At 73.0% G+C, this 20,134-nt stretch carries 19 protein-coding genes; 7 read left to right on the forward strand and 12 right to left on the reverse strand.

The features are described from left to right. Positions 1-359: 359 nt before the first annotated feature. Positions 360-1,052: an AfsR/SARP family transcriptional regulator gene (locus K2224_RS22200; RefSeq protein ID WP_260692885.1), complete on the forward strand. Its 693-nt coding sequence runs from the start codon at positions 360-362 to the stop codon at positions 1,050-1,052. Positions 1,053-1,134: 82 nt separating this feature from the next. Here the strand turns inward: K2224_RS22200 and K2224_RS22205 are convergent, their stop codons facing one another. Beyond that, the gene (locus K2224_RS22205; RefSeq protein ID WP_221908271.1) at positions 1,135-1,881 is read right to left on the reverse strand and encodes a cyclase family protein; all 747 of its coding nucleotides are present in this window, start codon (positions 1,879-1,881) and stop codon (positions 1,135-1,137) included. A 320-nt stretch (positions 1,882-2,201) separates the two neighbouring features. Here K2224_RS22205 and K2224_RS22210 point away from each other — a divergent pair, with 320 nt between their 5' ends. Both K2224_RS22210 and K2224_RS22215 read left to right on the forward strand, forming a co-directional pair. Next, positions 2,202-3,755 (forward strand): FAD-dependent oxidoreductase, encoded by a 1,554-nt coding sequence (locus tag K2224_RS22210; RefSeq protein WP_260692886.1) that lies wholly within the window; start codon positions 2,202-2,204, stop codon positions 3,753-3,755. Between the two features lie 97 nt (positions 3,756-3,852). Further along, positions 3,853-4,800, forward strand: a complete 948-nt coding sequence (locus K2224_RS22215) for an aromatase/cyclase (protein ID WP_221908272.1) — start codon at positions 3,853-3,855, stop codon at positions 4,798-4,800. Between the two features lie 38 nt (positions 4,801-4,838). On the opposite strand, the gene K2224_RS22220 is transcribed toward K2224_RS22215, so the two are convergent. Continuing rightward, positions 4,839-5,273 carry a nuclear transport factor 2 family protein gene (locus K2224_RS22220; protein ID WP_221908273.1) on the reverse strand — a complete coding sequence of 145 codons (435 nt, stop codon included), beginning with the start codon at positions 5,271-5,273 and terminating at the stop codon, positions 4,839-4,841. 194 nt (positions 5,274-5,467) lie between these two features. Here K2224_RS22220 and K2224_RS22225 point away from each other — a divergent pair, with 194 nt between their 5' ends. Continuing rightward, positions 5,468-6,250, forward strand: a complete 783-nt coding sequence (locus tag K2224_RS22225) for an SDR family NAD(P)-dependent oxidoreductase (RefSeq protein ID WP_221908274.1) — start codon at positions 5,468-5,470, stop codon at positions 6,248-6,250. Positions 6,251-6,390: 140 nt separating this feature from the next. Next, positions 6,391-7,158, forward strand: a complete 768-nt coding sequence (locus K2224_RS22230; protein WP_221908275.1) for an SDR family oxidoreductase — start codon at positions 6,391-6,393, stop codon at positions 7,156-7,158. A gap of 30 nt (positions 7,159-7,188) precedes the next feature. Here K2224_RS22230 and K2224_RS22235 read toward each other — a convergent pair whose 3' ends face one another. The 5 genes from K2224_RS22235 to K2224_RS22255 all read right to left on the reverse strand — a co-directional run bounded on the left by K2224_RS22235 (position 7,189) and on the right by K2224_RS22255 (position 11,850). Next, positions 7,189-7,431: a DUF397 domain-containing protein gene (locus tag K2224_RS22235; RefSeq protein WP_221908276.1), complete on the reverse strand. Its 243-nt coding sequence runs from the start codon at positions 7,429-7,431 to the stop codon at positions 7,189-7,191. An 89-nt stretch (positions 7,432-7,520) separates the two neighbouring features. Next, positions 7,521-8,702: a thiolase domain-containing protein gene (locus K2224_RS22240; protein WP_221908277.1), complete on the reverse strand. Its 1,182-nt coding sequence runs from the start codon at positions 8,700-8,702 to the stop codon at positions 7,521-7,523. Next, positions 8,699-9,745, reverse strand: a complete 1,047-nt coding sequence (locus K2224_RS22245) for a thiolase domain-containing protein (protein ID WP_221908278.1) — start codon at positions 9,743-9,745, stop codon at positions 8,699-8,701. Before K2224_RS22245 ends, K2224_RS22240 begins: the two co-directional genes overlap by 4 nt. Then, a complete protein-coding gene (locus K2224_RS22250; RefSeq protein WP_221908279.1) occupies positions 9,745-10,980 on the reverse strand; it encodes a Zn-ribbon domain-containing OB-fold protein in 1,236 nt (411 codons plus the stop codon). Before K2224_RS22250 ends, K2224_RS22245 begins: the two co-directional genes overlap by 1 nt. Positions 10,981-11,004: 24 nt before the next feature. Then, positions 11,005-11,850, reverse strand: coding sequence for a crotonase/enoyl-CoA hydratase family protein (locus K2224_RS22255; RefSeq protein WP_221908280.1), 846 nt, complete (start codon positions 11,848-11,850; stop codon positions 11,005-11,007). Between the two features lie 192 nt (positions 11,851-12,042). Here K2224_RS22255 and K2224_RS22260 point away from each other — a divergent pair, with 192 nt between their 5' ends. Next, positions 12,043-13,671: an acyl-CoA synthetase gene (locus K2224_RS22260; protein ID WP_221908281.1), complete on the forward strand. Its 1,629-nt coding sequence runs from the start codon at positions 12,043-12,045 to the stop codon at positions 13,669-13,671. Between the two features lie 36 nt (positions 13,672-13,707). Here K2224_RS22260 and K2224_RS22265 read toward each other — a convergent pair whose 3' ends face one another. From K2224_RS22265 to K2224_RS22275, 3 genes are all read right to left on the reverse strand, one after another. Continuing rightward, positions 13,708-14,433 (reverse strand): hypothetical protein, encoded by a 726-nt coding sequence (locus K2224_RS22265; protein WP_221908282.1) that lies wholly within the window; start codon positions 14,431-14,433, stop codon positions 13,708-13,710. A gap of 196 nt (positions 14,434-14,629) precedes the next feature. Further along, positions 14,630-15,277: a chorismate mutase gene (locus K2224_RS22270; protein WP_221908283.1), complete on the reverse strand. Its 648-nt coding sequence runs from the start codon at positions 15,275-15,277 to the stop codon at positions 14,630-14,632. A gap of 178 nt (positions 15,278-15,455) precedes the next feature. Next, positions 15,456-16,154: an alpha/beta fold hydrolase gene (locus K2224_RS22275; protein ID WP_221908284.1), complete on the reverse strand. Its 699-nt coding sequence runs from the start codon at positions 16,152-16,154 to the stop codon at positions 15,456-15,458. Positions 16,155-16,275: 121 nt separating this feature from the next. On the opposite strand from K2224_RS22275, the gene paaK reads away from it, so the two are divergent. Beyond that, positions 16,276-17,613 carry a phenylacetate--CoA ligase PaaK gene (gene paaK / locus K2224_RS22280; protein ID WP_221909872.1) on the forward strand — a complete coding sequence of 446 codons (1,338 nt, stop codon included), beginning with the start codon at positions 16,276-16,278 and terminating at the stop codon, positions 17,611-17,613. Between the two features lie 2 nt (positions 17,614-17,615). Here paaK and K2224_RS22285 read toward each other — a convergent pair whose 3' ends face one another. Continuing rightward, positions 17,616-18,416 (reverse strand): VOC family protein, encoded by an 801-nt coding sequence (locus K2224_RS22285; RefSeq protein WP_221908285.1) that lies wholly within the window; start codon positions 18,414-18,416, stop codon positions 17,616-17,618. A gap of 67 nt (positions 18,417-18,483) precedes the next feature. Next, the gene (locus tag K2224_RS22290; RefSeq protein WP_221908286.1) at positions 18,484-20,079 is read right to left on the reverse strand and encodes a fatty acyl-CoA synthetase; all 1,596 of its coding nucleotides are present in this window, start codon (positions 20,077-20,079) and stop codon (positions 18,484-18,486) included. Positions 20,080-20,134 lie beyond the last annotated feature (55 nt).

The raw sequence follows: 20,134 nt of genomic DNA on the forward strand, positions 1-20,134 counted from the left end.
CGTGCCACCCGGCGCGGAGAGCAGGTTCGACAAAGAGCCGCACTGGTAATTTATGCGATGTGACCGGAGTCACGCCGGTCGCGGTGGTTCCGGGACGTTCCGTCGGGTTACCTTGCCAGGAAAGTGATTCACCGCCGCCCGTACGGAATGCGCGGGTCCCGGTGACGGGGGTTGCAAGGATCAGTCGAGCCAACGAAGCCATTGATCCACCATCGATGCATTGCATTCGAATATGGAATCAAAGCCTCCACGGATTTCGCTGATCGAACAAGGGGGGAAAGTCAGTGAAGTTCAAACTGCTCGGACAATTCGAGATCATGTCGAGTAACGGCAGGTCGTTCTTACTGAGCAGGTCGAAGGTGAGCCAGCTCCTCGGACTGCTGCTGGTCCAGAACGGCGAGACGGTCGGCGTGGACACCCTGATCGAGGAGCTGTGGGGCGAACACGTCCCGCGCAGCGCGTCGACCACGCTCCAGACGTACGTCTACCACGCACGGAAGATCTTCGCGGAGCTGCCGGACGGCCAGGCGGTCCTGGCCACCAGGCCGGCCGGCTACGTCATCCAGGTACCCGACGACGCGATCGACGTCGCCGTCTTCGAGCGGCTCGTCCAGCAGTCCAGGCGGCTGCTGGAGAACGGGCACGCGGAGGCGGCGCTGGACCGCCTCGACGAGGCGCTGGCCCTCTGGCGGGGGCCGGTGCTCGTCGGGATGATGCTCGGCAGCGTCCTCGACGCCCACATCACCTACATCAACGAACTCCGGTTCGCGGCCACCGAGTTGCGCATCGAGGCCAACCAGCGCCTCGGGCGGCACCAGGAGCTGATCCCGCAGCTGCGGCTGCTGGTCGCCGCGAACCCGCTCAACGAACGGCTGCACGCCCAGCTCATCACCTCGCTGCACAAGTGCGGCCGGCGGGCCGAGGCCCTGCAGGCGTACCAGAGCCTGTGGCGGACGCTCGACCTGGAGCTGGGCGTCGAGCCCGCGCGCGAGGTGCAGCTCCTCCAGCACGCCATGCTCAGCGAGGGGAGCGCGGTGCCGGACCGGTGTTGAGCGGCCGCGGCGCCGGGCCCGGCCGTTCGGCGGTCGGGTCCGGCGCCGCGCCCGCCCGGGCCGGTTCGCGGCGGGCGCGGCCTTAGTCGAGGAGGGCCACCACCCGCGTCCAGCCGGCGCCCGCACCGGCGACGGCGACCGGGAAGCAGGCGACCGTGAAGCCGGTGGCCGCCGGCAGGTCGGCGAGGTGGGCGAGCTTTTCGAGCTGGAGGTACTCCCGGGTCCGGCCGTAGAGGTGGGCGGGCCACAGGTGGCCGCGGTCGCCGGTGCGCCGGTAGTCCTCGATCATCGACCGCATCGGCCGGTCCAGTCCCCAGGCGTCGATGCCGATGACCCGTACCCCGCGCTCGACGAGGAAGCGCGTGCCCTCACCGGTGAGCCCGGGGTGGTCGGTGAGGTAGCGTGCCGAGCCCCACAGCGCGTCGGCCCCGGTCCACAGCAGGACGAGGTCGCCGGGGCGCAGTCGGTGCCGGGCCGCGGCCAGCGCCTGTTCCAGGTCGTCGACGGTGATGCCCTCGCCGGCCGGCACATGGCGCAGGTCGAGCCGGACGCCGGGGCCGAAGCACCACTCCAGCGGCACCCGGTCGATGCTCTTCGCCGGGCGGCCGCCGCTGAACGGGCCGTAGTGCAGGGGCGCGTCCATGTGCGTGCCGGTGTGCGTGGTGAGCGTGACGGTCTCGTTCGAGATCGCCATGCCGTCGGGGAAGTCCTCCGGGGTGAGGCCGAGCACGGCGGCGGCCGCCTCGTGGTCGAGCACCTCCACCGTCACCGGTGTGGCCTCGCTGACGGTGTCCCGGGTGGCCACGCTGAGGTCGACGAGACGGCTCACGCCGCTCCCCCCTCACCGGCCGGCCGGTCCGCTTGGGTGGTGCGCATGGGCGCTCTCCTGTCCTCCTGGCAGCGAATTCGCACCAGCGTCGACCGACCGAATCGAATATCGCTCGAATATGCCATGGGCGCGCCATAGCGGAACCAGGAAATCCGGAAGGAAACACCGACGGGAATCGTTGGTGCGACTCTCCGGGATATGCAAAGATGCGCCCCACGCGCGGGCGCGCCGCGGGAACCGCGTCGCAGTCAAGATCCGAGAAACAAGATCTGCAACACAAGATCCACAAAGGAAAAGCGAACACCGGAGGGGGAATCGGCATGCAGGCCGATCAGGAAGAGGCGTTCACCAATCCACGGGAATTCGGTCCCATGACCGTCGGGCCGGACGACCGACGATATCTGGATCTTGTTTCCGGATTCAATCGGCGCTTTCAGGCCACGCCCGAGTGCATTCGTCTGGTCGGATCGACCGGGCAGGTCGTCCGGGCCGTCCAGGAGGCGGTCGACGCCGGAAAGCGCCTCTCCGTCCGCAGCGGCGGCCATTCCTACGGCGACTTCGCGTACAACAAGGACGTCGACATCGTCGTCGACCTCTCGATGATGGACGGCGTCTCCTACGACCCGCACCGCAGGGCGTTCGCCGTCGAGAGCGGGGCCCAGCTGGGGCAGATCTACGAACGGCTCTTCCGCGGCTGGGGCGTGACCCTGCCCGGCGGGGTCTGCCCGTCGGTCGGCATCGCCGGGCATGCGACCGGCGGCGGCCACGGGCTGCTCTCGCGGCAGTTCGGGTATGTCTGCGACCTCATCGAGGCGGTGGAGGTCGTGGTCGTCGACCGCCACCGCAGGGCCCGCGCCGTGATCGCCTCCCGGGAGGACACCGGCGAGCTGCGCGACCTGTGGTGGGCCTGCTCCGGGGGCGGCGGCGGGAGCTTCGGCATCATCACCAGGTTCTGGTTCCGCTCCCGCGAGGCGTCCGGGCACCGGCCTGAGCACCAACTCCCCCGCCCGCCGCGCGAGGTGCTGATCAGCACGGTCTTCGCCTCGTGGGACCAGCTCGACCAGGCCGCCTTCACCCGCCTGGTCCGCAACCAGTGCCAGTGGTACGTGGAGAACAGCGCGCCCGGCTCGCCGACCGAGGCGCTGTGCGGCCTGCTCTTCCTGCAGCATGTGTCGAGCGGCGGGATCAGCATGCTCACCCAGGTCGACGCGGCGGCGCCGAACGCGGAGAAGCTGCTGGAGGAGTACCTCGGCACGGTGACCGCCAACACCGGCCTGGCCGGGCCGTTCCCGTCCCGCCGCCTGCCCTGGCTCGCCTCGACCGTCACCCTCGACACCAGCAACCCCACGGTCGAGACCAACGCCACCCTGCGCGCCGCCATCAAGCACGCCTTCCTGCGCCAGCCGTTCACCGAGGAGCAGTGCGCCGTGATGTACCGGCAGTTGACCCGCCGGGACTACACCAACACCGCCCCCGGATCGGCGCTCATCCAGCTCGGCGCGATGGCCGGCGGCCGGATGAACGCGCCGGCGCCGTCCGACACCGCCCTGTTCCAGCGCCGTTCGGCGACCGTGGCGCTGTTCGAGACGTTCTGGACGGAAGCGGCCGAGGACGACAAGCACCTCGGCTGGCTGCGCGAGCTCTACAGCGGGGTCTTCGCCGGGACCGGCGGCTACCCCGTCCCCGGCGACCGCTACCAGGGCTGCAACATCAACGCGCCCGACCTGGACATCCTCGACCCCGCGCTCAACACCTCGGGCGTGCCCTGGCACACCTTCTACTTCGGCGAGAACTACCCCCGCCTCCAGCACACCAAGGCCCGTTGGGACCCGACCGACGTCTTCCGGCACTCGCTGTCGATCAAGGCGAACTGACGCACCATCACGACCGGGCCGGGCGCGGGCACCCGCCCCGCGACCGGCCCGACACGGTTTCGAGCGGTCCTCGAGCCCGCCGGACCAGTTTGGCCGCATGGATGCCACACACGCACAGCACACCGAGCACAGCCGGATCGTCGCCGCCCCTGCGGACGCGCTCTACGGCCTGGTGGCCGATGTCACCCTGTGGCCGGCCCTCTTCGGACCGAGCGTCCACGTGCGGCACCTGGAGCGGTCCGAGCGCGCGGAGCGCTTCGAGCTGTGGGCGACGGTGAACGGAGCGGTCACCTCCTGGAGGTCCCGTAGAACCCTCGACCCGGAGGGTCGGCAGGTGACCTTCGCGCAGGAGGTCAGCCGCCCGCCGTTCGCGTCGATGGGCGGGGAATGGCTCTTCCGCGAACTGCCGGGCGGGCGCACCGAAGTGATGCTGCGGCACGTCTTCACCCCCACGGACCCCGGCCGAGAGGCGGTCGCACGGGCCGTCGCCGCCCTGGACCACAACAGCTTCGCGGAACTCGCGGCCCTCGCCCGGATCGCCGAGCTGGGCCACCCCGTCGCGGACCTCGCCTTCTCCTTCACCGACCACGTCGAGCTGCCCGGTGCGCCGGCCGACGCCTATGCGTTCGTCGCGCAGGCGGACCGGTGGGCCGAGCGGCTGCCGCACGTCGCCCGGGTACGCATGACCGAACCCGCCGAGGGCGTCCAGGAGTTGGAGATGGACACCGTGACGGCGGACGGCACCGGCCACACCACGCGGTCGGTGCGGGTGTGCCACCCGCCGGAGTGGATCGCCTACAAGCAGCAGCTCCCCCCGAAGCTGCTGCTCGGCCACAGCGGCCTGTGGACCTTCGCCGACGGCCCCGGCGGCGCGGTCCTCACCTCCCGGCACACCGTCCTGCTGAATCCCGACGCGGTCGCCGAGGTCCTCGGCCCGGGCCACGGACTGGCCGACGCCCGGGACGCGGTGCGCACGGGGCTGAGCCGCAACAGCGCCACCACCATGGCCCACGCGGCGCAGCACGCGGCCCGCGCCCGCCGGTGAGCACGGCGGACGCGGGCCGGGGCGGACGGCGGTCGGGGTCAGGGCGCGAGCAGCAGCCGGTCCTGCCTGACCTGCCGGGACCGGTTCAGCAGCGCGCCGTCGACGCGGACCAGCACATCGGTCACCAGACAGCTCGGCCCCAGCCGGCTGCCGGCGCCGGGCCGGGTGTCGACCACCAGGGCGTAGAAGGTGGCGCGCAGCGAACCGTCCTGCTGCGGATCGACGACGAGCATGTCGAACCAGTGCCGGCGGACGACCGGATCGTCGTCGAAGCGCCGGTGGAACTCCCGCAGCTCGGCGACGATCCCGGCCCGGGTGCGGGCCAGTTGGCCCGGTGTGTGGCTGAACTCGCCGTCCTCGGTGAAGGTGGCCGCGAACGCCTCGAAGTCGCGCCGGTCCATGAGCTGCATCTGTCGGGCGTGGAAGTGCTGGACCTCGGCGTGGAGCGCGGTGAGGTCCTGGGTCGCTGTCATCGGCTTCTCCTCCGGAGCGCGGCAGGGGGACGGCCGCCAACGTGGCCGGGGCGACTCGCAACTCGCTCGCGGATCGCCCGCAGAACCCTGGGGCGCGGGCGTCCAGGCGCGTCCCAGCGGTCTTCGAGCGGGCCCGGCCAGGGTGGCGCCCGACCCGGACACCGACCGAGTGCCCCCCGTGGGAGGAGCAGAGCATGACCCGTACCGACCGGCATGTCATCGTCACCGGTGCCACCAGCGGCATCGGCCTGGCCGTCACCGAACGGCTCGCGCAACTGGGCCACCGCGTCTACGTCTGCGCACGGCGGGAGGACGTGCTCGCCGACCTTGTCGCGTCCCTCAGGGACAAGGGCCTGGAGGTGGACGGAAGCCCCTGTGACGTGGCCGTGCCGGAGCAGATCCGCGGTTTCGTCCGCGCCGCCGTCGACCGGTACGGCCCGGTGGACATCCTGGTCAACAACGCCGGCCGCAGCGGCGGCGGCGCCACCGCGGAGATCGCCGACGAGCTGTGGTTCGACGTCGTCAACACCAACCTCAACAGCGTCTTCCTGATGACGAAGTCCGTGCTGACCACCGGCGGGATGCAGGGCAGGGACTGGGGCCGGATCATCAACATCGCCTCGACCGGCGGCAAGCAGGGCGTCGTCCACGCCGCCCCCTACTCGGCCTCGAAGCACGGTGTGGTCGGCTTCAGCAAGGCGCTCGGCCTGGAGCTGGCGCCGACCGGCATCACCGTCAACGCCGTCTGCCCCGGCTTCGTGGAGACCCCGATGGCCGAACGGGTGCGGGAGCACTACGCCGACATCTGGGGGGTGACGACCAGTGAGGCGTTCGACCGCATCACCACCCGGGTGCCGATGCGCCGCTACGTGGAGACGGACGAGGTGGCGGCCATGGTGGAGTACCTGAGCAGCGACCGGGCCGGCGCCGTGACGGCCCAGGCCCTCAACGTCTGTGGCGGGCTGGGCAATTACTAGGTCCGGCCGACGAGTCCGTCCCACGGGTCCGTCCCACGGATCCGTCGGACAGGTCGGGGCCGGATCCGCCACCATGGACCGACGACGGGCCGGCCACCGGACCCACACCGGGCACCACCACCGAGCACGGAAGGCACCGCATGACCAACGGACGGCACCACGACGAGACGGCACTGGTGACGGGGGCCAACAAGGGCATCGGCCGGGAGATCGCCCGCCGGCTGGCCGCCGAGGGGATGACCGTCTACCTGGGCGCCCGTGACGAGCACCGCGGCCGGGAGGCCGAGCGCGCACTGGTCGAGGAGGGCCTGGACGTCCGCTTCGTCCGGCTGGACGTGACCGTGCAGGAGCAGGTCGACGCCGCCGTCCGGCGGATCGAGGAGACCAGCGGCCGACTGGACGTCCTGGTCAACAACGCGGGCGTGGTGGTGGAGTGGGGCGTCGAGGTGCCGGAGGTCACCGCCGCGCAGATGCGGTCGGCCTTCGACGTCAACGTCTTCGGGACCGTCGCGGTGACCCAGGCGTGCCTGCCGCTGCTGCGCCGCTCGCCCGCCGGACGGGTGGTCAACATCTCCAGCCCGCTGGGCTCGCTGACCTACCTCGGTGACCCGGACCATCCGATCTCCACCCGCGGGCTGCTGCCGTACAGCGCGTCCAAGGCGGCGCTCAACGCCGTCACGCTGGTGTACGCCAACGCGCTGCGCGAGGCGGGTGTCCGGGTGAACGCGGCCAACCCGGGGCTGGTCGCCACCGACCTCAACGCCCGCTCCCCCTTCGACCGCGGGACCCGCGGCCCCGAGGAGGGCGCCGAGGTCCCGGTGCGGCTCGCGCTCATGGGCCCGGACGGGCCGACCGGGACCTTCCGCGGCAGCATGGACGGCTCGGTGGAGGAGACGGTGCCCTGGTAGGAGCCCGCTGCCCCGTCGGCCGAAGCCGGATCAGGTCAGGTCGAACTCGCCGGCGCGGGCGCCCAGGACGAAGCCGCGCCACTCGGCGGGGGTGAAGATCAGCGCCGGTATCTCCGGGCTGCGGCCGTTGCGCATCGCGACGTAGCCCTCGACGAAGGCGATCTGGACGTCGCCGCCCACGCCGCGGCTGCTCGTCTGCCACTCGGCCTCGGTCAGGTCGAGCTCGGGCCTGGGCCCGCCCGCCAGCCGCTGGTCGATGATGCTGTCGGCCACGTATCCGCTCCTCCCGCTCGTCGTCCGTGGCGCCAGGGTAACGACTGGGCCCCGGGACGGACAGAGGACGTCCGGCGGGCTCCGGGGCGTCAGCCGGCGGGCGCCTCGGAGCCCACCAGCCACATCGAGAAGAACTGCGCGCCGCCGCCGTAGGCGTGCCCCAACGCCCGCCGGGCGCCGTCCACTTGGTGCTCGCCGGCCCGGCCGCGCACCTGGAGGGCGGCCTCGGCGAAGCGGAGCATTCCGGAGGCGCCGATGGGGTTGGTGGAGAGCACCCCGCCGGAGGGGTTGACGGGCAGGTCGCCGTCGAGCGCGGTGACCCCGGACTCGGTGAGCTTCCAGCCCTCGCCCTCGGCGGCGAAGCCCAGGTTCTCCAGCCACATCGGCTCGTACCAGGAGAACGGGACGTACATCTCGACGGCGTCGATCTGACGGCGCGGATCGGTGATCCCGGCCTGGCGGTAGACGTCCGCGGCGCAGTCCTTTCCGGCCTGCGGGGAGACGAAGTCCTTGCCGGCGAAGAGGGTGGGCTCGCTGCGCATCGCCCCGCCGTGCACCCAGGCCGGTGGGTGCGGGGCGCGGGCGGCGCCGGCCCGGTCGGTGAGGACCATGGCGCAGGCGCCGTCGGAGGAGGGGCAGGTCTCCGCGTAGCGGATCGGGTCCCAGAGCATCGGCGAGGACTGGACCTTCTCCAGGGTGAGGTCGTGCTCGTGGAGGTGTGCGTACGGGTTCTTCAGGGCGTTGCGGCGGTCCTTGTAGGCGACCAGGGAGCCGATGGTGTCGGGGGCGCCGGTGCGCCGTATGTAGGCGCGGACGTGCGGGGCGAAGAAGCCGCCGGCGCCGGCCAGCAGCGGCTGCTGGAAGGGGACCGGCAGGGACAGGCCCCACATCGCGTTGGACTCGGACTGCTTCTCGAAGGCGAGGGTGAGGACGGTGCCGTGCACCCGGGCGGCGACGAGGTTGGCCGCGACCAGGGCGGTGGAGCCGCCGACCGAGCCGGCGGTGTGCACCCGGAGCATCGGTTTGCCGACGGCGCCCAGCGCGTCGGCGAGGTACAGCTCCGGCATCATCACGCCCTCGAAGAAGTCGGGGGCCTTGCCGATCACCACCGCTTCGATGTCGGCCCAGGTCAACTCGGCGTCTTCGAGCGCACGTCGGGCGGCCTCGCGCACGAGTCCGGCGATCGAGACGTCGCGCCGGGCGGCGACGTGCTTGGTCTGGCCGACGCCGACGACGGCCACCGGCTCCTTCGCGGTCGCTGCGTTGCTCATCGCTCCCCCTCCAGGACGGCGACCAGGTTCTGCTGCAGGCACGGCCCCGAGGTGGCGTGCGCCAGGGCGCGGTGCGCGTCGCCGCGCCGGATGGCGGCGGCGGCCTCGCCGAGGCGGATCAGCCCGGCGGCCATCACGGGGTTGGCGGCCAGGGCGCCGCCGGACGGGTTGACGCGGACCGCGCAGTCGGGTGCGTCGAGGCGCAGCGCGCGCCGCAGTACGACCTCCTGCGAGCTGAACGGGGCGTGCAGTTCCGCGGTGTCCACCGGTGCGTCGAAGGCCCCGGCGCGTTCGGCGGCGAGCCGGGTCGAGGGCGAGTCGGTCAGATCGCGGACGCCCAGGCCGTGCGCCTCGATGCGGTGGTCCAGGCCGCGGATCCAGGCGGGGCGGTCGGCCAGGCGGCGGGCGGTGTCGCCGGCGGCGAGGATCACCGCGGCGGCGCCGTCGACGACCGGCGGGCAGTCGCCGGTGCGCAGCGGCCCGACGACCTGCCGGCCGGGGCCGGTGTCCGCGCCGCCGCGGCTGCGGGCGCCGATCCCGGCCAGTTCGCGGGCGTCGGTGAGGCCGGCGTCGAGCAGGGCCTGGGCCTGGAGCGCGGCGAGCGCCACGGAGTCGGGCCAGAGCGGGGCGACGTAGTAGGGGTCGAGCTGGCGGGTGAGGACCTCGCGGAGGTCGCCGGGCGAGGACTTGCCGTACGCGTAGACCAGCGCGGTGTCGGCGTCGCCGGTGAGGAGCTTGACCCAGGCTTCGTACAGCGCCCAGGCGCCGTCCATCTCGACATGGGACTCGGAGATCGGCGGCCAGGCCCCGACGCCGTCCAGCGCCATGGTGAAGGAGAAGGCGCGGCCGGCGAGGTAGTCGGAGGAGCCGGAGCAGGTGAAGCCGATGTCCCGGGCCGCAAGGCCGGTCTGCGCCAGGACGTCGTGCAGCACCGGCATCAGCATCTCGACCTCGGAGGTCTCGGAGCTGTCCGGGACGTGCTCGCTCTGCCCGAAGGCGACGATGGCGACCTCGCGCACCGGGCCGCGCACTGGCTCGGACATCAGATCAGCTCCTTGTAGCTGTCGTAGTCGGCGTCGGGCTCGCCGGTGGGGCGGTAGTGGTCGGGGTACCGGGCGCCCTCGGCCCAGACGGGCTCCACCCGCAGCCCCATCCGCACCTGGTCGTAGGGGATGTCGCCGATCCGGGCGTGCAGCGCCAGATCGGCGCCGTCCAGGGCGATATGGGCGTAGACGTAGGGCACCTCGATGTCGAGGTTGCGGGCCTTGATGTTGACGATGCAGAAGGTGGTGACGGTACCGCGGGGGCCGACCTCGACCTGCTCCGCGGTGGCCACCCCGCAGGTGGGGCAGGCGCCACGGGGCGGGACGTACACCTTGCGACAGGCCGGGCAGCGCTCACCGAGCGTCCGCCGCTCGGCGAGTCCCTGGATGTAACGCGACTGCGTACGGCCGGGCGCGTAGACGTAGTCGAGCCGAGCCGCCGCGATGATCCCGGTGACCGGCTCACCGAACTGACCGCTGTGCGCCTGTGGTTGATACGCAGCGGTGCCTGGGCACCCAGCGGTCCCTGGAGAACCGGTGGTCCTGCCAGGCCCGGTGGTACTGGTGGTCCCGGTGGTCTCTGCGGCCCCTGTACCCTCGGCGGCCTCGGCGGCCTCGGCGGCCCCTGTTCCCCCTGCGCCCCCTGCGCCCCCTGCGCCCCCTGCGGGAATATCCCCCTGCCCGTCCGCGTTGTGGCCCCGCAGGGGGGCCTCGCCACCCCTACGGGATCCGTTCGCCCCCACCCTAGGTGCCCCCGCCCCCACCCCCGCCGCCTCCTCGGCGGGCTCCCCCGCCCCCTCCCGCGCGGGTTCGAAGCAGGCGATGTCCCCGATGGCGCCGGTGCGTTCGGCGGCCCAGCGGATCCGGACCCGCATGCCGGTGCGCACCGCGTCCGGGCCGGGTGCGTCGAGGGCGTGCAGCAGGGCGGTGTCGGCGCCGTCGAGCCGGACCAGGACCCAGGCGAACGGCGTGGCCAGCGGCTGGCCGCGGCGCGGGGACGGGTTCCAGGCCCAGGTGGTGACGGTGCCGGTCGGTGCGACCTCGACCAGGTCGCGCAGTTCGTCGGCGGTGACCGGGTCGTACTCGACGGGCGGCACCACCACCCGGCCGTCGCGCGCCCGGACGCCGAGGACGGTGCGTTCGCGCAGCCCGGTGAGGAAGGCGCTCTGGACCGGGCCGAGCGAGCGGGTGAAGGGGAATTCCACGGCGAGCGGCGCGGTCAGGACCTCTGGCATGGGGGACTCCTCGGTCGGATCGGGTCAGGCGCGCCGGAAGACCGGTGGGCGCTTCTCGGCGAAGGCGCGGGAGCCCTCCTTGGCGTCGGCGGTGTCGAAGACCGGCCAGCCGCGGGCGAGTTCGGCGGTGAGCCCGTCGGCCTCGGTCATCCCGGCGGTCTCGTAGACGGACGCCTTGACCGCCTCGACGGCGAGCGGGCCGCAGGCGTTGATCCGCTCGGCGATCTCCAGGGCCGCCTCCAGCGCGCTGCCGTCGGGGACGACATGGCCGATCAGGCCGATCCGGGCGGCCTCGGGCGCCGGGTAGGGGCGGCCGGTGAGCAGCATCTCCAGGGCGTGGGTGCGGGGGATCTGTCGGGGCAGCCGGACGGTGGAGCCGCCGATCGGGAACAGCCCGCGCCGGACCTCGTAGAGCCCGAAGGTGGCGCTCTCGCCGGCGACCCTGATGTCGGTTCCCTGGAGGATCTCGGTGCCGCCGGCGACGCAGTGGCCCTCGACGGCGGCGATGACGGGTTTGCGCGGGCGGTGGTGGCGCAGCATCGCCTTCCAGTGCAGATCGGGGTCGGCCCGCAGCCGGTCCCGGTACGCGTCGCCGGTCATGCCGCCGCCGGCCAGCGCCTTGAGGTCCATGCCGGCGCAGAAGGAGCCGCCGGCGCCGGTCAGCACGATCGACCGGATGCCGTCGTCGGCGTCGGCGGCGAGCCAGCCGTCATGGAGGCCGACCAGCATCGGCAGCGACAGCGCGTTCTTCGCCTCCGGCCGGTCGAGGGTGAGCACCAGTGTCGCGCCGGTGCGCGTCACGGTGAGGTGTTCGGTGGCCGCGTCCTCCGGCCGAGCCGGTGCGGTCGCGGCGTGTTCGGTCCCGCCCATTCCGTCCTCCCGTCTCACGACGTAGAACAGGTTGCAGTAGCCGCACGGCGAGTTCAAGGCTTTTCTGACGACCAGTCAGTTTTCTTGGCCGGGCCCCTTCCCTGCGTTCCGCGCCGGCGCTCTAATGACCGCGGACCCGGCCATGACCCATCGGACCGGCCCGAGCCGACGCCCGCACGGACTGGAGGAGCCATGGAGTACAACCTCGCCGACCTCTTCGAGTCGATCGTCGACGCCGTCCCCGGACGCGAGGCGCTGGTCCACCTCGACCACCCGGGCACCGGCGCGGAGCGGCGGCTGTCCTACGCGGAGCTGGACCGGGCCGCCAACCGGCTGGCCCACCACCTCGCCGACCAGGGCATCGGCCCCGGCGACCACGTCGGACTGCACCTCTACAACGGCGTGGAGTACCTCCAGTCCGTCTACGCCTGCCTGAAGATCCGCGCCGTCCCGGTCAACGTCAACTACCGTTACATAGAGGAGGAGTTGGTCTACCTCTACCGGGATGCCGACCTGGTGGCGCTGGTCTTCGACGGGGAGTTCACCGACCGGGTCGCCGGAGCCCTGCCGCGGGCGCCCGAGCTGCGGCACCTGATACGGGTCGGCGCGCCGCCCGCCGGCGCCGCCGAGCCGTCGATCGCGCCGGTGCCGCTGGCGGAGGCCGCGGCGGCCGGCTCCCCCGACCGCGGCTTCGGGCCGCGCTCCGCCGACGACCGGATCGTCATCTACACCGGCGGCACCACCGGCATGCCCAAGGGCGTGGTGTGGCGCCACGAGGACATCTTCTTCTCCGGGATGGGCGGCGGCGCGCCGACCGGTGAGCCGGTGGCCCGCCCGCGCGAGCTGGCCGAACGGGTCGCGGCCGGGGGCGAGGGCCTGGTGTTCTTCCCGACGCCGCCGCTGATGCACGGCACCTCGATGCTCACCGCGTTCATCGGCTTCCACTTCGGCCAGAAGGTCGTCGTGCACCGCAAGTTCGTACCGGAGGAGGTGCTGCGCACCATCGAGCGGGAGCGGGTCACCAGCGTCTCCCTGGTGGGCGACGCGATGCTGCGGCCCCTGGTGGACGCGCTGGCCGGCCCGCTCAAGGGGACCGACTGCTCGTCCCTCTTCAGCGTCAGCAGCTCCGGGGCGGTGCTCTCCGACACCGTCCGCGCCCAGTTCGCCGCGCTGGTCCCGAACGCCGTGCTGCTGAACAACTTCGGCTCCTCGGAGTCCGGTTTCAACGGCACCGCCACGGACGACGCCGGCCCCGCCAGGGGCTTCCGGCTCCAGGTCAACTCCCGTATCGCGGTGGTGGATCCGGCCACCCACCGCCCGGCCGCGGCCGGCGAGCCGGGCCGGCTGGCGCTGCGCGGCCATGTCCCGCTCGGTTACCACAACGACCCGGCGAAGACCGCCGAGACGTTCTTCGAGGCGGACGGGGAACGGTGGGTGCTGCTCGGCGACATGGCCACCGTCGGCGCGGACGGCATCGTCACGGTGCTGGGCCGCGGCTCGCAGTGCATCAACTCCGGCGGGGAGAAGATCTACCCGGAGGAGGTCGAGCAGGCCCTGAAGGCGCATCCGGACGTCTATGACGCGCTGGTGGCCGGCGTGCCCGACGACCGCTGGGGCAGCCGGGTCGCCGCCGTCGTCCAACTCCGCCCGGAGGCCGGCCCGTTGGACCTCGCCACGCTCCAGACGCACTGCCGGACCCATCTGGCCGGCTACAAGGTGCCGCGCCAGGTCGTCTTCACCGACCGCATCCAGCGGTCGCCCAGCGGCAAGGCGGACTACCGCTGGGCGAAGGCGGTGGCGGCGGGGGAAGGGGAGGCGTGAGCCGGGCCGGCGCGGGACCGCCCGCGGCCCGGCGGTTCACGCGTGGGCACTGAGCACACCGCCGTTGCTGAGCACCAGGTACACGCCGTTGGCGTCGAGCCCGGCGTCGTGCCCCTTCGCCTCCAGCGTGCCGTCCACCGAGCCCTCGTTGCCGATGACGTCCGCGCGGTAGTGCAGTTCGCCGAGCTTTTTGACCTTGACGGTCCAGCCGCCCGCGACCTTGAACGTGCCCGGGCCCTGGTGTCCGCCGCCCATCCAGGCGTGGACCTGACCGTCCAACGTGAGCACGACGAACATGTCGTTGGCGTCGAGGCCGGCGTCGCCGCCCTTCGTCTCCAGCGTGGCCAGGACCGAACCGCGGTTGACGATCTCGGCGCGGTAGTGCTGGGCAGCGAGCTTGTGGATCTCGGCCTTGCTGCCGTCCGGCAGGGGCTGGGTGCGGGTCGGGGACGCGGCCCCGGCCGTGGCGTCGTGCGAGCCGCCCGTCCGCTTGCCCGCGGCGCCCGCCTTGGCTTCACCCTTCGCACCGGAGTCCGCCCGGGACGCGGAGTCCTGCGCCGCCGCGGAGGAACCCGTGCCGCCGGACTCCACCGCAAAGCCCGCGCCGCCGGCCCCGGCGGCGGCCGTGTGGCCCACGGGCTTCACGCCGGCGGGGTCCGAGCCGGAGCAGGCGGTCAGACCGAGGGCGGCGGCCGCGGTCAGGGCCGCGGCGGCCACCCGCAGGGTGCGGCGACGAGCGGTGCGGACGGTGGTGGAGCTCATTTCGGTTCCCCCCGGGGCGGTCTGTGTGGGTGTCTCCTCGGTACGTCACCCACACTGGCGGGGGCTGCTATCGAGAGCCTGCCGCTCCGCTAACATCCGGCTAATACCGTCGTACGCAGGAAGAACGCGCACGTCGCCGCCTCCCTCCCGTACGGGACCGGGGGGCGGCGCGCAGGCTCGAAGTCCGGGCCCGCGCTCACCCGTCGGACGGGCCCTGTCCTCCGCAGACCGAGCGCAGCGACCGGGCGAGCCCCGCCGCGTGCAGCAGGTCCAGATGCCGCTCGTGCCCCACCCGGAGTGCGGTCACCGTCAGTCGGGGCACGCAGCCCGGCGCCGTACGGGCCTGCGGGGTCGCGGCGATGGCTCGGACCAGTTCCGCGTTGATCCGGTTGATCTCCGCGCGGACCCGGGCGAGGTCCGGTCGGCTGGTGGGGGCCTGCGCGGGGTCCGCCGCCCAGCGGCGGTGCAACCCGCGCTGGACGAGCTTGCTGGCCTCGATCTGGTCCCGGAAGATCCGCACCGTCGCCTCCGGGTCGGCGCCCGACTGTCGGGCCTGGGCGGCCACCGCGGCCAGCACCTCGCGCTCCCGGACCGGATCGTCGATCGGGCTGCCGGTCCCCCACTTCGCCGCGGCGACGAGGTCGGCGGTGGCCAGCCGGTCGGCGGAGAGCGCGGCGAGCGGCCGGAGCGGTCCGGCCGACGCGGGCGCGGCACCGACCGGCCCGACGGCCGGCCGCGCGTCCCCGGTGGCGGGCGCCGCGACGGCGCTCCCGGTCCCGGCGAACAGCACCGCGGCCGCGGTCCCGGCGAGCAGCGCACGGCGGATCGAAGTCGTCACCTGCACATCGAGCCCTTCTCGAAGACCGCGGGCCCGGCGCGCGGCGCACGGGCCGCGGGGTGTTGCGGACGCTGTGAGCTTACGGCCGCCCCGCCGCCCGCCGACACCCCGAACCGAACCTCACCGGCGACCGGCAGCTGACTGGCGCACCGTCAAACTCGCTGCGCGGCAGGCCCGTACGCGCTCATCCCACGCCCGCCAGGAACGACGTGACCGCCGCCAGATACGCGCCCGGCCGCTCCTCGTGGACGAGATGGCCGGCGTCCTCGACGGTGACCAGCCGGGCGGCCGGGATGGCGCCGGCCAGCTCGGCGAGGTGGTGCTGGGGGATGTGGCTGGTGGGGCCGCCGGCGATGACGAGGGTCGGGGCGGTGATGCCGGGCAGGGCGTCGCGCCAGTGCGGGGCGGGGGCGTTCCGCTCGGCCACGGCGGCGAGCTTGGCCCGCCAGTCGAAGAGCGGAGGGCCGGGCGGCGGCTCCGGGACCTGCTGCGGCGGGTCGGCGGGGACCGGCGGGGCCGGCTCCTCCGCGATCAGCTGCGCGACCAGGTCCGGGCGGTGGGCGGCCAGCAGCAGGGCGGCGGTGGCCCCCAGGGAGTGGCCGATCAGCGTGACCGGGCCGAGGCCGAGCGCCTGGACGAAGCCGATGGCGTCGTCGCGCCAGCGCTCGAAGCCGTACTCCCCCGGCCAGTCGCTGCGGCCGTGGCCGCGCTGGTCGAGGGCGAAGACCCGGTGCGTGGTGGCCAGTCGGCCGACCACTCCGCGCCAGTCCTCGCCGTCCTCCCCGAGGCAGTGCAGCAGCACGGCCGGGGGCGCGTCCGGCTCGCCCCATACGCGGTATGCCAACCGGACGCCACCGACGTGCACCTTCCGTACGTCACCCATGCGTCCGACGCTACCCGTGGGCCGTCCGCGGCACGCCCCTTGACGCGTTCGCCGCGCGCTGATTACTTGGACCCGCACGCGACTACCGAATGATCGGTAGGGAGACGAGGCGGTGAGATCCATGCCGGAAGCGGCGACGGACAGCGGGACGATCGACGGGGCCTGCGGGGCCGACTGGTGCGACGACGCCGAACGGCTCTCGGCGGACGCCCTGCACGCACTCCAACTCACCCGGCTACAGCGCTCGTTGCGCCACACCTACGAGAACGTCCCCTTCTACCGCGCGGCGTTCGACCGCGCCGGGGTGCGGCCGGAGGACTGCCGCTCGACGGCGGACCTGGCCCGCTTCCCGTTCACCGTGAAGGACGATCTGCGGGCGCACTACCCGTTCGGGATGTTCGCCGTCCCCAAGGAGCGGGTGCGGCGGCTGCACGCCTCCAGCGGCACCACCGGGCGGCCGACGGTCGTCGGCTACACCGAGCGGGATCTCTCGGACTGGGCGGACCTGGTGGCCCGGTCGATCCGCGCGGCCGGCGGCCGCCCCGGGCACACCGTCCATGTCTCCTACGGCTACGGGCTGTTCACCGGCGGCCTGGGCGCGCACTACGGCGCGGAGCGGCTCGGCTGCACGGTCGTCCCGGCGTCCGGCGGGATGACCAGCCGTCAGGTGCAGCTCATCCAGGACTTCCGCCCCGAGATCATCATGGTCACGCCCTCCTACATGCTCACCCTGCTCGACGAGTTCGAGCGGCAGGGCGTCGATCCCCGCTCGACCTCGCTGAAGGTGGGCATCTTCGGCGCCGAGCCCTGGACGCAGGAGATGCGCCGGGAGATCGAGGAGCGGTTCGCCATCGACGCCGTGGACATCTACGGCCTGTCGGAGGTGATGGGCCCCGGCGTGGCGCAGGAGTGCGTGGAGACCAAGGACGGACTGCACATCTGGGAGGACCACTTCTACCCGGAGGTGGTCGACCCGATCACCGGGGAGGTGCTGCCGGACGGTGCGCACGGCGAGCTGGTCCTGACCTCGCTGACCAAGGAGGCCATGCCCGTCGTCCGCTACCGCACCCGGGATCTGACCCGGCTGCTGCCCGGCACCGCCCGGCCGGCCTTCCGCCGGATGGAGAAGGTCACCGGGCGCAGCGACGACATGATCATCCTGCGCGGGGTCAACCTCTTCCCCGCGCAGGTCGAGGAGATCGTGCTGCGCACGCCAGGCGTGGCCCCGCACTTCCAGCTGCGGCTGACCCGCGAGGGCCGGCTGGACCGGCTGACCGTCCGCGCGGAGGCCCGGCCGGACGCCACGGCGGCCGCCCGGGCGGCCGCCGTCGGCCTGATCACCCGCGGCGTCAAGGACGGCATCGGCGTCACCGTCGACGTCGAGATCGTCGATCCGGAGACCCTGGAGCGCTCGGTCGGGAAGTTCAAGCGCATCGTGGACGCCCGCCGGGACGGCTGACGTCAGGTCATCGACGGGTCCCCCTTGATCAGCGCGAAGGGGGCGCCCGCCGGATCCATCAGCATCGCCAGCCGGCCGACGCCTGGCACGTCCATCGGGGCGATGAGCGGCGTGCCGCCGTGCTGGACGGCGGCGTTGAAGGTGGCGTCGCAGTCGGTCACGCCGAAGTACGGGTGCCACTCGGGCGTCGAGCCGGCGTCCAGATTCTTTTGCGGGAGCTGCATGACGCCGCCGTGCGCGGTGTCCTCGCCCTGTCCGGCACCGGAGGCGGAGGCGATGCTGTAGACGGGGCCGCCGCCCATCGGCATGTCCTGGTAGGTCCAGCCGAACACACTGCGGTAGAACTCCTTGGCCGCGGCGGCGTCGGTGGTGTAGAGCTCCGTCCAGCACAGGGTGCCCGGCTCCATGACCGCGTCCAGGCCCTTGACGTCGCCGGGCTGCCAGACGGCGAAGTCGGCGCCCGTCGGGTCGGTGAGCATGGCCAGCCGGCCGGCGGTGAACACGTCCATCGGCGCGACCCGGACCCGGCCGCCGGCCTGCTCCACCGCCTTGCAGGTGGCGTCCGCGTCCGCGGTGTGGAAGTACGGTGTCCAGGCCGGGCTCGCACCCTCCTCCGTCAGCGGGCCGACCGCGGCGACCGTCCTGCCGTCGAGCTGGAAGAAGCCGTAGCCGCCGCCCTCCGGCCCGGCCGACCGGAAGGTCCAGCCGAGCACCGCGGAGTAGAACGCCGCGGCGGCGTCGATGTCGGGGGCGCCGAGGTCGAGCCAGTTCGGTGCGCCGGGGACGAAGTTGGTGGTCAACACGAGGTACTCCGATCACGTCCTGGTCAGTGCCGTTTCCCAGCTTGGCAGGGGGCACCGACAGTCGCCCTCAGCGCGCCGTTCCGCCGCTCCCGAACCGCTCGCGCAGCGCACGCTTGAGGACCTTGCCGCTGGCGTTGCGCGGCAGCGCGTCCACGAACACCACCCGCTTGGGCACCTTGAACGGCGCGAGCCGGGCCCGCGCCACGTCGATCAGCTCCGCCTCCCCCACCACACCGTTCCCCTCGGTCCCGTCCGTGGTGACGGTGCGCCGGACCACCACCGCGGTCACCGCCTCGATCCACCGCTCGTCCGGCAGCCCGACGACCGCGACCTCGGCGACCTGCGGATGCGTGTACAGCACGTCCTCCACCTGGCGCGAGGCGACCAGCACGCCACCGGAGTTGATGACGTCCTTGACCCGGTCGACCACCGTGAAGTAGCCCGCCGTGTCGCGGACCGCCAGGTCCCCGGAGCGGAACCAGCCGTCCCGGAACGCCTCCGCGGTCTCCTCCGGCTTGTCCCAGTAGCCGGTGCACAGCTGAGGCGAGCGGTAGACGATCTCGCCCCGGGTGCCGTCCGGGACCTCCCGGCCCTCCTCGTCCACCACCCGCGCCTCGACGAACAGCACCGGCCGCCCGCAGGAGTCCGGCCGGTCCGCGTGCTCGTCCGGGCCGAGGACGGTGGCCAGCGGGCCGATCTCGCTCTGCCCGAAGCAGTTGTAGAAAGCCAGGTGCGGCAACCGGGCGCGGAGCCGTTCCAGTACGGGCACCGGCATGATCGAGGCGCCGTAGTACGCCTTGCGCAGCCCGCCGAGGTCCCGTACGGCGAAGCCGGGGTGGTCGGCGAGTGCGATCCACACCGTGGGCGGCGCGAACAGGCTGTCCGCGCGGCCCGCTTCCACCAGCGCGAAGATCCGCTCCGGGGCGGGCCCGTCCAGGATGGTGTTCTCCGCGCCCACCGCCAGATAGGGCAGCAGGAAGACGTGCATCTGCGCGGAGTGGTAGAGCGGCAGCGAGTGGACGGGGCGGTCGCTCTCCTTCAGGTCGAGGGCGACCACGGCGCTGGTGTACTCGTGCACCAGCGCCCGGTGGGTCATCATCGCGCCCTTGGGGAGCGCGGTGGTGCCCGAGGTGTAGAGCAGCTGGACGAGGGCGTCGTCGGGCACCTCGGGCGGTGCGTCCGCCGCGGCGGGGCCGCCGGCCTCGGTCGGCTGCCCCGCCGGCTGTTCGGCCAGTCGCTCCAGCAGCCCGTCCGGCGCCCCGTGCAGCGGCACCGTGCGGGTGCCGTCCGGCAGCCGGGCCGCCAGCGCGGTGTCGGTGAGCACCAGGGCGCTGCCGGACTGCCCCAGGAGGTAGGCCAGTTCCTCACCGGCCAGGCCGTGGTTGACCGGGACGTGCACCAGCCCGGCGCGGGCGCAGGCCAGGAAACCGATCAGGTAGGCGTCGGAGTTGTGGCCGTAGGACGCCACCCGGTCCCCGGGACGCAGCCCCTCGGCCAGCAGCACCCGCGCGGCGGCGGTCACCGCGCCGTCCAGCGCCCGGTAGCTCCAGCTCCGGTCCGCGTACCGGACCGCCGTCCGCTCCGGCACCCGGCGCGCGCTGCGCCGCAGGACCCCGTCGACCGTGTTGTTCCGCGCGCCCGCCGCGCCCGTGGCATCCGTCATGCGGCGATCCTGGAGTGCGGCCGGGGACCGGTCAAGGCGGTGGACGCGGGCGGGT

The organism is Streptomyces sp. BHT-5-2, from assembly GCF_019774615.1.
Classification (GTDB): Bacteria; Actinomycetota; Actinomycetes; order Streptomycetales; family Streptomycetaceae; genus Streptomyces.

Coding starts and splice junctions, on each gene's coding strand:
- K2224_RS22210 (WP_260692886.1), top strand. CDS start 2,202: ATGCAGGCCGATCAGGAAGAGGCGTTCACCAATCCACGGGAATTCGGT.
- K2224_RS22215 (WP_221908272.1), top strand. CDS start 3,853: ATGGATGCCACACACGCACAGCACACCGAGCACAGCCGGATCGTCGCC.
- K2224_RS22220 (WP_221908273.1), bottom strand. CDS start 5,273: ATGACAGCGACCCAGGACCTCACCGCGCTCCACGCCGAGGTCCAGCAC.
- K2224_RS22225 (WP_221908274.1), top strand. CDS start 5,468: ATGACCCGTACCGACCGGCATGTCATCGTCACCGGTGCCACCAGCGGC.
- K2224_RS22230 (WP_221908275.1), top strand. CDS start 6,391: ATGACCAACGGACGGCACCACGACGAGACGGCACTGGTGACGGGGGCC.
- K2224_RS22240 (WP_221908277.1), bottom strand. CDS start 8,702: ATGAGCAACGCAGCGACCGCGAAGGAGCCGGTGGCCGTCGTCGGCGTC.
- K2224_RS22245 (WP_221908278.1), bottom strand. CDS start 9,745: ATGTCCGAGCCAGTGCGCGGCCCGGTGCGCGAGGTCGCCATCGTCGCC.
- K2224_RS22250 (WP_221908279.1), bottom strand. CDS start 10,980: ATGCCAGAGGTCCTGACCGCGCCGCTCGCCGTGGAATTCCCCTTCACC.
- K2224_RS22255 (WP_221908280.1), bottom strand. CDS start 11,850: ATGGGCGGGACCGAACACGCCGCGACCGCACCGGCTCGGCCGGAGGAC.
- K2224_RS22260 (WP_221908281.1), top strand. CDS start 12,043: ATGGAGTACAACCTCGCCGACCTCTTCGAGTCGATCGTCGACGCCGTC.
- K2224_RS22265 (WP_221908282.1), bottom strand. CDS start 14,433: ATGAGCTCCACCACCGTCCGCACCGCTCGTCGCCGCACCCTGCGGGTG.
- K2224_RS22275 (WP_221908284.1), bottom strand. CDS start 16,154: ATGGGTGACGTACGGAAGGTGCACGTCGGTGGCGTCCGGTTGGCATAC.
- paaK (WP_221909872.1), top strand. CDS start 16,276: ATGCCGGAAGCGGCGACGGACAGCGGGACGATCGACGGGGCCTGCGGG.
- K2224_RS22290 (WP_221908286.1), bottom strand. CDS start 20,079: ATGACGGATGCCACGGGCGCGGCGGGCGCGCGGAACAACACGGTCGAC.